Genomic DNA, 13,321 nt, shown 5'->3' with positions numbered 1-13,321 from the left:
CCCCCTGTTTCAACGCCAACCCATCAACAGCGCGGGAATGGCGTCGAGCGCTATTGTCTGCTCGACGCCTCCCAGCTTGATGGCTTCTTTGGGCATGCCGAACACCACACAACTGTCCTCGTCCTGCGCGTACGTTCGGGCCTTCGCTTCAAGCATTTCCTTGAGGCCGCGAGCGCCGTCGTCGCCCATGCCGGTCATGATCACGCCCAGCACGTTACTGCCGGCCTGCAGCGCGGCAGAACGAAACAGGACATCCACCGAAGGCCGATGCCGACTGACCAGCGGACCGTCCCTGACCTCGACGTAATATTGCGCGCCGCTGCGCTTGATCAGCATGTGCCGTCCGCCGGGTGCAATCAGCGCCAGGCCTGGCAACAACCGGTCACCGTCCTTGGCTTCACGCACTTCAATCGCACACAGCGAGTTCAAGCGTTCGGCGAAACTGCGGGTAAAGCGTTCCGGCATGTGCTGGACAATAGCGATCCCGGGGCAGGTAATGCCCAGTTCGCGCAACACCGCTTCCAAGGCCTGAGTGCCCCCGGTAGACGTGCCGAGCACCGCAATTTTCTGCGTGGTGCGCAGGCTCGTCAGCCCAGAGGGCGTCGGCAGCAAGGCATCGGCCGTCAACTTGACCGGCACCGGTTCGCTCCCGGCGACAGGCCGGCCTTGACGAGGACGAGCCTGGGCGGCCGTGCGAATGGCGGTCACCAGTTCATTGGCGCTTTGCTGAAGGAAATCGCGCAGGCCCATGGTCGGCTTGGCCATGACCTCGACCGCGCCGGCAGCCAGTGCCTGAAGTGTTACATCGGCGCCCTTTTCGGTGAGCGTCGAACAAATCACCACCGGCGTCGGGCGGCTCAGCATGATCTGCCGCAGGAAGGTGATGCCGTCCATGCGCGGCATTTCCACGTCCAGCACAATCACGTCCGGCCAGTTGCCCTGCATTTTCTGCAAGGCAATCAGCGGATCCATTGCCGTACCGATGACCTGAATGTCTTTATGGCCGGACAACAACTCCTGCATCACCTGACGCATCACCGCAGAGTCATCGACGATCATTACTTTAATGGTCATAGCGCCTTCTTCCCCCAATGCGCGGGCAATGCCAACGGTGCGCCATGGCGCACCCAAACATCGCCATTGGCAAGGTCAAACCTGAGGTAGCGATGGCCCTGCCCGCCCAGGTCACAACTGACCACCCGCACCCCTTCGGCCCGCAGGCAATCTTCGGCGAAACGAATGTTGCGCCGGCCCACGGCGTGGTGCCCGTTGGTCCCGACCAGCGCCTGCGCCCCGCCAAACAGCTTGGCTTCGCAGTCGCGGATATCCAGGCCATTGGCCCACGCCTGGCCCTTGAGCCACAGAATGGCCTCCTCGCCATAACGCCCATCCAGGGTCTGCAAGGCATCGCGCAAACGGGTAGGCAACATGAAATGGCACAACCCGCCAAGCTTCTGCTCCGAATGCCAGAGCGTGATCGTGACGCAAGAGCCCAGCACGGTTTCGACCTGACAGTTGCCTCCGCCGAAGAACCAGCCTCCGGGTTTGATGAACAGTTTTTCGCTCATGCGCAGACCTTGCGATAAACCGATGGCATGATCAGTTCCAGTGGCAAGCGGGTGTCGTGCAAGGACTCAGAATGGCCGACCATCAGCCACCCTCCTGGTTTCAAGCGTTCCATCACGTTACGCAGCACCTGCAACTTGGTCGCAGGGTCAAAATAAATAAGCACATTGCGCAGCAGAATCACGTCGAATAAACCCAGGGCGCTCTCAGACTGTGTGAGATTTCCAGGCACGAAGTCGACGCGCGCACGCAGCGCCGATTCGACCATGAAATACCCCGCGTAGCGGCCATTGCCTCGCAGGCAATAGCGCTTCAAATACTGCGGCGGAATACGCTCGCCGCGGCTCATCGGGTATAACCCCCGCTGAGCGTTGATCAGCACTTGGCGACTGACATCGGACGCCGTGATCGACCAGGGTTTGGGCGAGCGGAAGCTGTCCAGAATCATCGCGAGGGTGTAGGCCTCCTCCCCCGTCGAACTCGCAGCACTCCACACGCGTAGTTCGGGACTGGCGTGCAGGCTTGGAATCACCTTGTTTTGCAGCAGTTCGAAATGCTTGGGCTCACGGAAGAAATAGGTTTCATGGGTGGTGATCAAGTCGATTGCAGTTTCCCGTTCCTCGCTCCCTGACTTCGACACCAGCAGGTTGTAGTAGGCGCGGTAGCTGTCCAGCCCCAGTGCGGTCAGTCGTTTGGACAACCGTCCACACAGCAACGGCTTTTTCACCGAGGTCAGCTGGAGCCCGATCTGTTCAAGAAAAAACCGCTGGAACAGACTGAACTCCTGATCGCTGATGCTCGAGTTCAAACCGGTGACTGCGTTAACGACGTCCATGCATGTTTTCCCTGTTTTCAGGCCGAGGCCAAACCAACCAATTCGCAGATTTCGTCGACCGACAACACCTGGCGGATATCGAGCACGATCACAAACCTTTCATTCTTGCGCAGGATGCCGGCAATGAAATCCGCGCGAATGCGTGCGCCAAAGGTCGGTCGCGTTTCCACCTGGTTGGCCTCGACGGCCAGCACCTCGTTGACCGCATCGACAATGATGCCCAGCATCTGGGCTTCGTCGTCCTGTATGACCTCGACAATTACGATGCAGGTGCGCCGGCCGATTTCCGTGCGCTCACGACCAAAACGAACCGACAGATCCACCACCGGCACCACCGCCCCGCGCAGGTTGATCACCCCGCGCAGGAAGGCTGGCATCATCGGGATCTCGGTCAGGCCACCGAACTCGATGATCTCGCGAATGTGCTCGATCGGCAGGGCATACAGCTCTTCACGCAGGGTCAGCGTCAGAAACTGCTGAATCAGCAAGGTTTCTTGCAGAGCCGCTGCGCGGCTCTGACTTTGCAGGGTTAGCGATGACATGGCGACAACCTCTTAGAATCGAGTGAACGCTGCTTCATCGACGGCCTCTTCCTGCGATGGACGGCGCATGGGGATAACGTCTGTCCGCTGTGGTCGACGCGGCGCGGCCAGGGGTTTCTTGGCGTTCTTGATGTTTTCGTCACCGATGCGGAAGAACTGGATCATCTCCTGCAACTGCACAGCCTGGGTGCTCATTTCCTCGGAAGTGGACGACAGTTCTTCAGAGGCCGACGCGTTGACCTGAGTGGTCTGCGCCAACTGGCCGACCGCCAGGTTGATTTGCTCAAGCCCGGTATTTTGCTCGCGGGAAGCGGACGTGATTTCCTGCACCAGGTCGGCAGTCTTGCGGATCGAGGGCACCATTTGGTCCAGCAACTGACCGGCGCGCTCGGCCAGGGTCACGCTATCGCTGGCCACGCCACCGATTTCCTGGGCCGCGACTTGACTGCGCTCGGCCAGTTTGCGGACTTCGGCCGCGACCACCGCGAAACCTTTGCCATGATCACCGGCGCGTGCCGCTTCAATGGCCGCGTTGAGCGCGAGCAGGTTGGTCTGGTAGGCGATGTCATCGATGATGCTGATCTTCTGCGCGATCTGGCGCATGGCGTGGACCATCTGCCCCACGGCTTCACCGCCTTCTACCGCATCCTTGGCCGACTGGCTGGCCATGCTGTCGGTGACCTTGGCGTTCTCGGTGTTCTGCGCCACGGTGGCGGAAATCTCCTCGACCGACGCGCTGGTTTCTTCGACGTTGGCGGCTTGTTCGGAAGCGTTCTGGCTCAGGGCTTCGGAGGATGCGGCGACCTGCTCCGAAGCGGAGGCCAGCGAATCGGCGGTCATGCGCACATCACTCATGATCCCGCGCAGGCGAATCACCATCAGTTGCAGGCTGTAAAGCATGCTGGATTTGTCACCGTCGCGCAGTTGCACGTCGACCGTCAGGTCTCCCCCCGCGACACGTTGCAACGCATCCATGGCGACAGCGGGCTCGCCACCGACCTGACGCATGATCATGCGGGTAATCACCAACCCCAGGGCCAGCGCCAGCAGGAAGCCGCCGATCATCAACGCGATCATGAAGTTGTTGATGCCGGCAACGATCTGGTCGGCTTCCTTGTTCACCGTTTCGGCCGTGGTGCTGTTGACTTCGACCAGGTTGGCGACAGTTTTCAGCAGCGCATCGAACGCCGGTTTGGTTTCGCTGCGCAGACGCTTGGTGGCGTCGTCCAGTTGATCGGCCTGCAACAGGTCACTCACGGCTTTTGCCGAGGCCGCATAGACCGGCATTTGTTGGTCGTATTGTTCGATCAAGCGCTTTTCCGCATCGATCAGCGAGGTCTGGCGATAGGCGGTAAACAGCTCGTCGATCTTGCGCATCGATGTGCTGTTTTCGGTTTGCTGAAGGACCGTGTTGGCCGGATCGTTCAGCGCTACCGAGACGTAGGCACGGCGGTTATGTTGAACCAGTTCGATTTCAAGTTTGTTCAAGTCGCGAATCGGCACCAGTCGATCGGCGTACATGCTGGTCATCAGCTCGTTGACCTTGCCAATATTGATGACAGCGGCCAAACCAATAATCAGCGAGACCAGGGCAACCACCAGGAACGTGGAGATCAGCTTTACACCCAACTTCAGATTCATGAACCACTGCATACTTTCTCTCCGACGACTTAAATTGAATTCATCACACTGCGATTGACGTCAGGTGCAACTTCCGCAGGGCGTCCAGAGGTATCAACCGAGTACGCACTGGCACGCTGGAGCAGGTTGGCGACATCCAGAATCAGGGCCACGCGGCCGTCTCCGAGGATCGTCGAACCACTCAAACCGCGACTTTTCTGAAACAACATGCCCAGCGGTTTGATCACCGCCTGGAACTCACCCACGAGGTGATCCACCACCAGCCCGGCGCGATGTGCCCCGTGTTGCAAAACCACCAGGCTTTCTCGTCCGGGTGAGGCGCCAGCAATGCTGAACAGCTCGCGCAAGCGCAGGAAAGGCAAGGGTTCGCCGCGCAGGTTGATCAAATGATGCCGGCCGTCCTGCGGCGGCAGGTCGACGCACTCGACCACCTGATCCAGTGGCAGTACAAAATGTTCGTCACCGACCATGACCTGGAAACCGTCGATGATCGCCAGCGTCAGCGGCAGGCGGATGCGCACCGTGGTGCCCCGCCCGAACTCGCTGAGCACTTCGACTTCACCGCGCAACAGTTCGATGTTGCGCCGTACCACATCCATCCCGACGCCACGCCCGGAAAGATTGGTCACCTGTTCGGCCGTGGAAAAACCCGGTTCGAAGATCAGGCGATAGACGTCGGCATCGCTCAGCGGCTGATCCGGCTGGACCAGGCCACGCTGCAACGCCTTGGCCAGAATGCGCTGACGGTCCAGGCCGCGGCCGTCATCGCTGACTTCAATGACGATGCTGCCGGACTCATGGTAGGCATTCAGGCGCAGTGAACCGCTGACCACCTTGCCCGTGGTCAAACGCTCTTCGGCGGTTTCGATACCGTGATCCATGGCATTGCGCACAATGTGCATCAGCGGGTCGGCGAGGCGTTCCACCATCGATTTATCGAGTTCGGTGTCCGCACCGGTTACCACCAACTGGATGTCCTTGCCGAGCTCCTTGGAGATGTCACGCACCACACGCGGAAAGCGCTGGAACACTTCGCCGATCGCCACCATCCGCAAGCTCAACGACGCATCGCGGATGCTCTCGACCAGCACCGACATTGCCTGGGCAGCCTCCTCCAGCATGTCCATGTCACGCCGCAGGGCATGCAGGTTGGTGGCGGCACCGGCGATCACCAATTCGCCCACCAGGTTGATCAGCTGATCCAGCTTGCCCACTTCAACCTTGATGAACACCTGCTCGTGAGCACGTTTGTCTTCGACATGTTTTTGCTTGTTGAGCGCTGCAGCGATCACCGGTTGGGGCACCAGTTGATCGTCCAGCAGCAGCGTGCCCAACGGAGTGACTGGCGGCGCTTCGTCACGCTGGCGCGCCAATCCACGCTCGAGCTCGACCTGGGTCAGCGCGCCGCTGTGCACTAGGATTTCGCCCAGGCGCTGCGGCGACTCAGGGAGCGCCTCGATCAGGCGCAGGTATTCTTCGACCCGGCTATGGGGCGACAGGATGTGCAACTGGCAGTCATCCCGCACGAACTCGAAGACGTTCTCGATTTCCTGTTTGGTCGCCGTCGATTCGAACGCCAGTTCAAAGCCCAGGTAGCAGCTCTCGGGGTCGAAAACGCTGGCGCTGGGGAGCTGATCCGTGACCGTGTGCAGATGGACGATGCGCCCCAGTTTGCCCAGATAACGCAGGAAGGACAGCGGGTCCATGCCATTGCGCAAGACATCCGGCGAAAGCCGCAACGACAGATGCCAGAATTGGTTGTTCACCGAGTCACCGGCAACGTTCTCGGCTGGAAGTTCAAGTACACGAAACGGTTCGATCGCAGGTGCTGAATCGACGAGCGTGCGGTGGAGGTACTCTTGCAGCTGCTCCAGCAAGTGCGCGCGCAGCACGGCATTGGGCTCCTGCTTCTCGCTGCCGTCCTCGACCGCCGTGAGCAGGCTGCCGATGTAGTCGCCACAGGTCAGCAACAGCGAGAGCATCGCACCTTCCACAATCAATTCGCCCGTGCGGACCTGGTCCAGCAGGCTCTCCGCCACATGCGTGAAACTGACCAGTGACTCCAGGCCAAACAGGCCGGCAGAGCCTTTGATGGTGTGTGCGGCGCGGAAAATCGCATTGATCCGCTCTTCCGTGAACCCCTCGTCCTCGATCGCCAGCAACGCCTCTTCCATTGCCGCCAGTAATTCACGCCCTTCTTGCACCAGAGCACCGCGAGCGCTGTCCAGATTCATTGGAAACCCTCCTCTTGACTGGCCATGACCGGCGATGAATCGCCCAACTCGCCGACCAGATTGAGCAGCTCAAGCACTTCCCACACGGCGACGGAGTGCCTGACGAAATTAAGGGGCTTGTTCTGGCGTGCCGCCTCGGTCTTGAGTACCAGCAATATCTGCACGCCGGCGGTGTCGAAATCCTCGACTCCTGCCAGGTCGACTTCCAACTGCTGACGAGACTCCAGGGCTTGCAAGAGTTCCGCTCTTAGCGTTGCGGCGCTGTAGATATTCAGTTCGCCGACCAGGCTGAGGCCGTGATTTTCAGCGTGTTGGATCGTCGCCATGAAAGGGATACCTCAAGGCAGGATTAGTTTTGACACCGCGTCCAGCAGCACCGGCGGCTGGAACGGCTTGACGACCCACGCACGCACACCGGCAGCCTTGCCTTCGTTCTTCTTGGCCTCACCCGATTCGGTGGTCAGCATGATCACCGGGGTGAACTTGTAGGCCGGGAGTTGCTTGGCCGCTTTGACAAAAGTGATGCCGTCCATGACGGGCATGTTCACGTCGGAGACGATCAGATTGATCTTGCGACCGTCGAGTTTGCCCAGGGCATCCTTACCGTCGAACGCCTCCACGACGCTGTAGCCGGCATTGCGAAGGGCGATGCCGACGACCTGACGAAAGCTGCTGGAGTCATCGACGATCAACACTGTCTTTGCCATGAGGTTTCCCTTGTTGTTAACTTCGGAGGATTAGAAAAAGGTCACGGATGACTGTTCGACCTGCGCCTTTGACTCGCCGCCATGAATGCGGGTTTGTTCCAGCGTGGTGTAACTGGACTCCAGCACTTGCAACCAGGCCCGGGCATCCAGCGGCGCGACGTCGTACAGCCGCTCCAGCAAGCGCCGCATATCCAGGGTGATGTGAGAGGTGATCTGGCTGACTCGATCCTGGAATTGCAGGTCGACGAGGACTTGATTGACGGTGTGCTCGACCTCACGGCTCGAGCTTTGCAACAACGTGATGCGTTGCTCCATTTGCGCGATGCCCTGGGCCAGGTCACCCAGCACTTGATTAACGATGCCTTCGGCTTCGCGGATCTTGCTCCGCTCGGTCTCCGCCACCTGACCGGCATGTTCGATCAGCTCGTGCATGGAGCCGCCCATGATGCGAACTTTTTCAGTGATTCGCGCGCCGGTGGCGCCCGACAGCGTGGAGAGTTTGCGCACCTCGTCGGCGACCACCGAGAAGCCGCGTCCGGACTCACCGGCGCGGGCGGCTTCTATGGCGGCGTTGAGGGCCAGGAGATTGGTTTGCGAGGCGATTTTGGCGACGTCTTCGGCCATGCCGAACAGCTCGTCGACGAAGCTGCCCAGTTGGTGCATTTCCGTCAGGAAGTGCTCGCGTTCGGCCTGGGTTGCATCCAGGGCGGTCACGGCTTTTGGCAGCTCGACCTGCGCACCGCGGATGACTTCTAACCTGCCATCCTGGCCATTGTCGTCAGAACTCAAGGCAATGGTCTGCCCCACTTGCTGGCTCATGGCGACGAACTTTTGAGTCAGGCCGTCAGCGGCCTCTTCAGTCTGGGCTCGAGCCAGTTCGACTTGTTTTTCCCACAGCGGCAATACGCTCGACAGCAACTTGCGCAGGGCCAGCAGACCAATCGAGTCTTCATGCTCTGCAGGCTCTGCGACAGGTTCGACGTGAGCAATGGCTGCCTGACGCCAGCAACACCAGTAGCAAATACCTTGTATCAGGGCGGCAAGGCCGGCTTTCCACCACGCGTCCGCCAAGAAACTGCACAGCAGAACCGTCAACAGTAATCCTGCGATCAGCCACCCAGGATTACGCACCGGACTGCGTGTCGGATTCAGCGCCATCAGACCACCCCAATATTTTATTTTTTTACGGGGCTACGCTGCTCACACAGCAACGTTTCAGAAAAACGAAGAGTGCTGGCAGAAGGCCACGCTATCTTCGGTAAAGTCTAGAGGGGCAAGCCGCACGGGGCCACGAGGCAATTACCGGGAGCGACTAGGTAAAATAACCTATACGGCTTTTGGTACCCGGGCCGGGGATGGGGGAAGCCTGTCTGTTAAACCGCGACGCAACCTGTAGCAGCTGGCGAAGCCTGCGTCCGGCTGCGCAGCAGTCGTAAATTCAGACTATGCGGTACGCCAGACCCACCGGGTGCTCAGGGTTTGCGACTGCTGCGCAGCCGGACGCAGGCTTCGCCAGCTGCTACAGGTCGCTTCAGGGTTATTACTTGCCGAGATCGAGGATGCCCTGGCGGATGGCATACACCACCAGCCCGGCAAGGTCGCGGATGTTCAGACGCACCATGAGTTGCGCGCGGTGCGCATCGACCGTCTTGACGCTGAGGTTGAGCTGGTAGGCAATTTCCTTGTTGGTCTTGCCATTGACCAGCCAATACAGCACCTCGCGCTGACGCGCCGTGAGGGTGATTTCTTCGGGTTCGGAACCTTGTGCGTTCATGGCCTCGATGACACGGCCGGAGATTTTCGGACTCAGGTAGCGATGTCCACTGAGCACGGCCTGAATAGCCATCCGCAGTTCGACCTCGGCCGCATCCTTGAGCAGGTAACCCGAGGCGCCCTCTTGCATTGCCTTGAGAACAAAGTCACGGGTGTCGTGCATCGACAGCAGAATCACCGGCAGCGCAGGCCAACGCACGCGCAGCTTCTTCAGCGCTTCCAGGCCGGACAACCGCTCCATGGTGATGTCCATCAGCAGGACATCCGGCTGATGCAGTTCGAGCAGCCTTTCGACATCGTCGCCATCGCAGCCTTCGGCAACCACCGAGTACCCCCAGTCTCCGAGTAATACCCGAATGCCCGCGCGCACCAGATTGTGGTCGTCCACCAGGACAATTCGAACAGTCATGCCTTCGTTTCCTCGTTAGTTATTATTGTTGTCCGGGATGCTGACCAAGAGCTGCGTACCCTGCCCCCTGGTCGACGTCAAAACAAACTCGCCGCCCAGCAATTTGGCGCGTTCTGCCATGCTCATCAAGCCCATGCCACTGCCGTCGGACAAAGCCGCTTCATAGTCAAAACCACGTCCGTTATCGGCTATTTTCAAGTGAATGCTCTTGTTGAACCGCGCCAACCTGATCTCCACGGAATGGGCGGCGGCATGCTTGAGCACATTGTTCAGCGCCTCCTGGAAAATCCTGAACAGGGTGATTTCCACGCACGGCGCCGAGCGCGGTTGCAGCTCGACACAATCGAGCAGGCAATCGACGCTGTCAGGCAGGTAATTGTCGATCTGCCAACGCATCGCCGCCACCAGCCCCAGGCTGTCCAACTGTACCGGGCGCAACATGCGCGAGAGATCGCGGACCTTGCTCAACGCCTCATCGGCAATGCGCACCAGCACGGATTGCCGCTGTTCGATCTCGCCTTCCAGGTGACGCTGAATCCCGGAAGCACTGATTTTTATGCACGTCAGCAACTGCCCGATATCATCGTGCAATTCCCGAGAAAGATGCCGGCGCTCACTCTCCTGCACCTCGATGATTTGGCCGGACAGGCGTTGCAATCGCCCGTTGGCGGTCTCAAGGTCCCCTTGCAATCGACGATGCTCGCTGACGTCACGCACCATCACTTGAATGCACCTCTGACCATCGAGAAACAGGCAGCGCGCGGCCATCTCGACTTCAATCGCCGAGCCATCCAGCCTCAGGTACTGCCGCGACGTAAACGCCGGCGCATGGTCACGCTGCAGGACCAGCGCCAGGTCATCCATGGCCAGTTGGTGGAAACCGGGGTCGATCATGGTAAAGACATTCACCCCGATAAATTGCTCGACCGACTTGGCGGCGAAGAGCCTGGCCGCCGCCACGTTGGCAAAGATCACCCGATAGTCGCGGAGGATCAGCAGCCCTTCCGGCAGCAACTCGACCAATTCGCGATAATGTCGCTCTCCCTCGCTCAACCGCCGCTCCACCCGCTTCTGCTCAGTAATGTCGAGCAAGGCACCGAGCAGCACAGGTGTTTCGCCCTGCGGACGCAGCTCGCCGCAGATCAGGATATTGCGCAGTTGCCCGTCGGGCCGGCGAATCTGCAGCTCTATGTCTAGCCGTTCGCCTTCCAGCGCCCGATCAAACGCCTGCTGAACCAGCCGTCGCTCGTCGGCGATAATGCTGTCGAAAAAGTTGCCATAGGTGCACTCACCGGAAATCGCCGGCAAGCCGAATATTCGCGCACACTCATCCGTCCACGTGGCGTACTCGGCGCCAACCTCCCAGGACCACACCCCCAAACCGGCGATCAGTTGCGCCTCGAGCAACTTATGCTGCGATACCTGCAGGGCCTTTTCGGTTTGCTGTCGGGCCGAAATGTCATGCAGACAGGCCAACACATAGACCTTCTTGCCCAACCGGATCGGAGAAAAATGCACTTCGCAGATAAACGAATCGTCCTGATCCAGGCGCCTGAATTTCAACGTCGCACACAACTCGGCGCCGCTGGCAGCGCAAGACAACAACTGCGCAATGTCCGACGGCTGGCTACGGTTCAATTGCTCGGGGTAACAAAGGTCGACGAAGCGGTAGGTACAGAGGCGCTCAACCCCGTCGACACCGAACAGCTTAGCGGCTCGGTCATTGACTTCCTGGACACCCGACTCGCCCAGCAACAGCACGCCATCGTGAATCGATTGAAACAATCGACGATAGCGTTGCTCGCCACGCCCGATGCGCCGCCAGGCAGACGCTAGCCCGACGGATGCCGCCAGGATCACGAAGCAGGTGAGCAACAGGACGATAACCGTGAAGCGCCTCTGTTCGTTCCATTGGGCCAGGTATTCCTCCGGCCACCGGGCGACGACCACCTGCAACGGATAATTCTGCACGGCGTTGCGCACCAGCAGGATGTCCTCCCCCTCGACCTCCCGCAGCCATTGCACGCCCGTCGGGCCTGGCACGCGCGCTTGCGCGGGTAGCCGGCCTTGCTGCCGATACACCGCGCCCTGCAGGTCAAGCAACACCAGTGAAATATCGAATGTGTAGCCAAGACTGGCGAAGTAATCCCGCTGATTGGTCAGTGGCACGAGCGCGCCAACGGTCAACCATTTTCCGTTGGGGCATTCGTAACGGCGAAACACCGGCAACAAGAGCCGGTCGCCCTGTTGCACACTGGCCTCGAACCAGACCTCACGACCGACCTCATGCGGCGGCTGCCAATCGATGCCTTGGAAAGCGGCGCCGGGAAGTGACCAGTGCCGCTCCCCGGCACCGACGAACAACGGCCCGCTTTGCGGGTCGGAATCTACAAATCGTGCCAGCTCGCTGTCGACCTGGGCGTCGGTCAGTGGCCAGTCCAGACCCAGCAGATGATTGGCCAGCGCATCCATGGCGAAGCGGCGCTGCTCCAAGGCTGTCGCGGTATAACCGGCAATGGACGCGGCGAACAATTGCGTGCGAAAACTGACAGTGCGCTGGCGGTCCTGGTGGTCACGCCACAACATCAAACTGCCCAGCCCCAGGATGAGAATCAGCAGCGTGACGCAGACACTCCAGATCAACAGGTAGGGGCGTGAGTCCGGGCGAATACATATTTTGAAGCGCAATACTCGCATAACAATCCGGGGCTCAGCGCTCACAAAGGGAATGAGGAGGTATGACCAACGCCCTGCCGTAGACCCTCTGGTAATCGAGCCAGGCTCGAAAAAGGTCGCGTCATCGAAGGAGGCGAAATTAAGGTCGCAGGTTGCCTAAGGAAATTGGGCGCACACATTACTACGGAATTTGAAGGGGGAATGTTCAGGCCGACGTACGTTGCTCAGGTGGCAGTTTTGCCCTAGCTGATACCGGTTTCAGTGGTTCAAATCGCAGAGATCAACAGTGATGGCCAATAGCTAGTTACGTAGCAATCATACTGATTTTTGCAAGCGGACCCGCACAAGCCATTTCCTTGTTGACCTGGAGGATTTTACCTATTGACAGCCAGGATCAGGCAGCGCAAACAGACGCGGGCCATTACGCATTTTCACTGCCGATTCCCCTTGAACGCCTCCCGCCGCGCTGTTCGTTCTGCGGAATACGCCACGCCGAGCTCGCTGCTCAACTCTTCACGGCGCAATAGCTGGCCGCAATGTGCGCAAAGCGGCCCTAACCCGGCCGTCTCACCGCAGGCCTTGTGGGTATACACGACCGCCAATTCCTCCTCTGGCGACTTGCACCAGGTTTCTCCCCAGGCACGTAGCGCAAGAATCACAGAATAGAAAGCGTTCCCTTTCGGGGTGAGGTGGTACTCGTAGCGAAGCGGCCGCTCGCTGTAGGGGCGGCGTGCGACGAGCCCGTCAGCCTCCATGTTTTTCAGACGTGCGGCGACCATTTGCGGTGTGCCTGCGGTCTGCGCCTGGATCTCGTCGAACCGATGGCTCCCCATGAACAACTCCCGCAGGACCAGAACGGTCCATCGGTCGCCCACGACGGCCTCGGCTCGCGCAACCGGGCAAAGGGTTTCGGAAGAAGGTGTGTTTACCGACATGCG

General features: G+C 59.6%; 12 protein-coding genes. All 12 read right to left on the bottom strand.

Annotation, left to right across the window (positions count from 1 at the left end; all coding sequences use genetic code 11):
* Positions 1-9: 9 nt before the first annotated feature.
* The gene (locus tag ACA052_RS11900) at positions 10-1,074 is read right to left on the bottom strand and encodes a protein-glutamate methylesterase/protein-glutamine glutaminase (RefSeq protein WP_497649840.1); all 1,065 of its coding nucleotides are present in this window, start codon (positions 1,072-1,074) and stop codon (positions 10-12) included.
* On the bottom strand, positions 1,071-1,568 hold the full coding sequence (locus ACA052_RS11895; RefSeq protein ID WP_497649839.1) for a chemotaxis protein CheD: 498 nt from the start codon (positions 1,566-1,568) through the stop codon (positions 1,071-1,073). The genes ACA052_RS11900 and ACA052_RS11895 overlap by 4 nt, the downstream gene beginning before the upstream one ends.
* Entirely contained in the window at positions 1,565-2,401 is an 837-nt protein-coding gene (locus ACA052_RS11890; RefSeq protein WP_497649838.1) for a CheR family methyltransferase, read from the bottom strand. The genes ACA052_RS11895 and ACA052_RS11890 overlap by 4 nt, the downstream gene beginning before the upstream one ends.
* 17 nt (positions 2,402-2,418) lie before the next feature.
* Positions 2,419-2,943, bottom strand: a complete 525-nt coding sequence (locus ACA052_RS11885) for a chemotaxis protein CheW (protein ID WP_497649837.1) — start codon at positions 2,941-2,943, stop codon at positions 2,419-2,421.
* Positions 2,944-2,955: 12 nt separating this feature from the next.
* Positions 2,956-4,584: a methyl-accepting chemotaxis protein gene (locus ACA052_RS11880; protein WP_497649836.1), complete on the bottom strand. Its 1,629-nt coding sequence runs from the start codon at positions 4,582-4,584 to the stop codon at positions 2,956-2,958.
* Between the two features lie 29 nt (positions 4,585-4,613).
* Entirely contained in the window at positions 4,614-6,818 is a 2,205-nt protein-coding gene (locus ACA052_RS11875) for a chemotaxis protein CheA (RefSeq protein ID WP_497649835.1), read from the bottom strand.
* Positions 6,815-7,144, bottom strand: a complete 330-nt coding sequence (locus tag ACA052_RS11870) for an STAS domain-containing protein (RefSeq protein ID WP_497649834.1) — start codon at positions 7,142-7,144, stop codon at positions 6,815-6,817. The genes ACA052_RS11875 and ACA052_RS11870 overlap by 4 nt, the downstream gene beginning before the upstream one ends.
* 12 nt (positions 7,145-7,156) lie before the next feature.
* Positions 7,157-7,525, bottom strand: coding sequence for a response regulator (locus ACA052_RS11865; protein ID WP_201112399.1), 369 nt, complete (start codon positions 7,523-7,525; stop codon positions 7,157-7,159).
* Between the two features lie 30 nt (positions 7,526-7,555).
* Positions 7,556-8,344, bottom strand: coding sequence for a methyl-accepting chemotaxis protein (locus ACA052_RS11860; protein WP_497650310.1), 789 nt, complete (start codon positions 8,342-8,344; stop codon positions 7,556-7,558).
* Between the two features lie 721 nt (positions 8,345-9,065).
* The gene (locus ACA052_RS11855) at positions 9,066-9,707 is read right to left on the bottom strand and encodes a response regulator (protein WP_497649833.1); all 642 of its coding nucleotides are present in this window, start codon (positions 9,705-9,707) and stop codon (positions 9,066-9,068) included.
* A 15-nt stretch (positions 9,708-9,722) separates the two neighbouring features.
* Positions 9,723-12,404, bottom strand: coding sequence for a PAS domain-containing sensor histidine kinase (locus ACA052_RS11850; protein ID WP_497649832.1), 2,682 nt, complete (start codon positions 12,402-12,404; stop codon positions 9,723-9,725).
* A gap of 410 nt (positions 12,405-12,814) precedes the next feature.
* Positions 12,815-13,318: a winged helix-turn-helix transcriptional regulator gene (locus ACA052_RS11845; RefSeq protein WP_497649831.1), complete on the bottom strand. Its 504-nt coding sequence runs from the start codon at positions 13,316-13,318 to the stop codon at positions 12,815-12,817.
* Positions 13,319-13,321: the final 3 nt, after the last annotated feature.

The organism is Pseudomonas sp. LBUM1644 (assembly GCF_059716195.1).
Note: the sequence above shows the minus strand (reverse complement) of the source record. Positions and strands in the feature narration are given on the sequence as shown.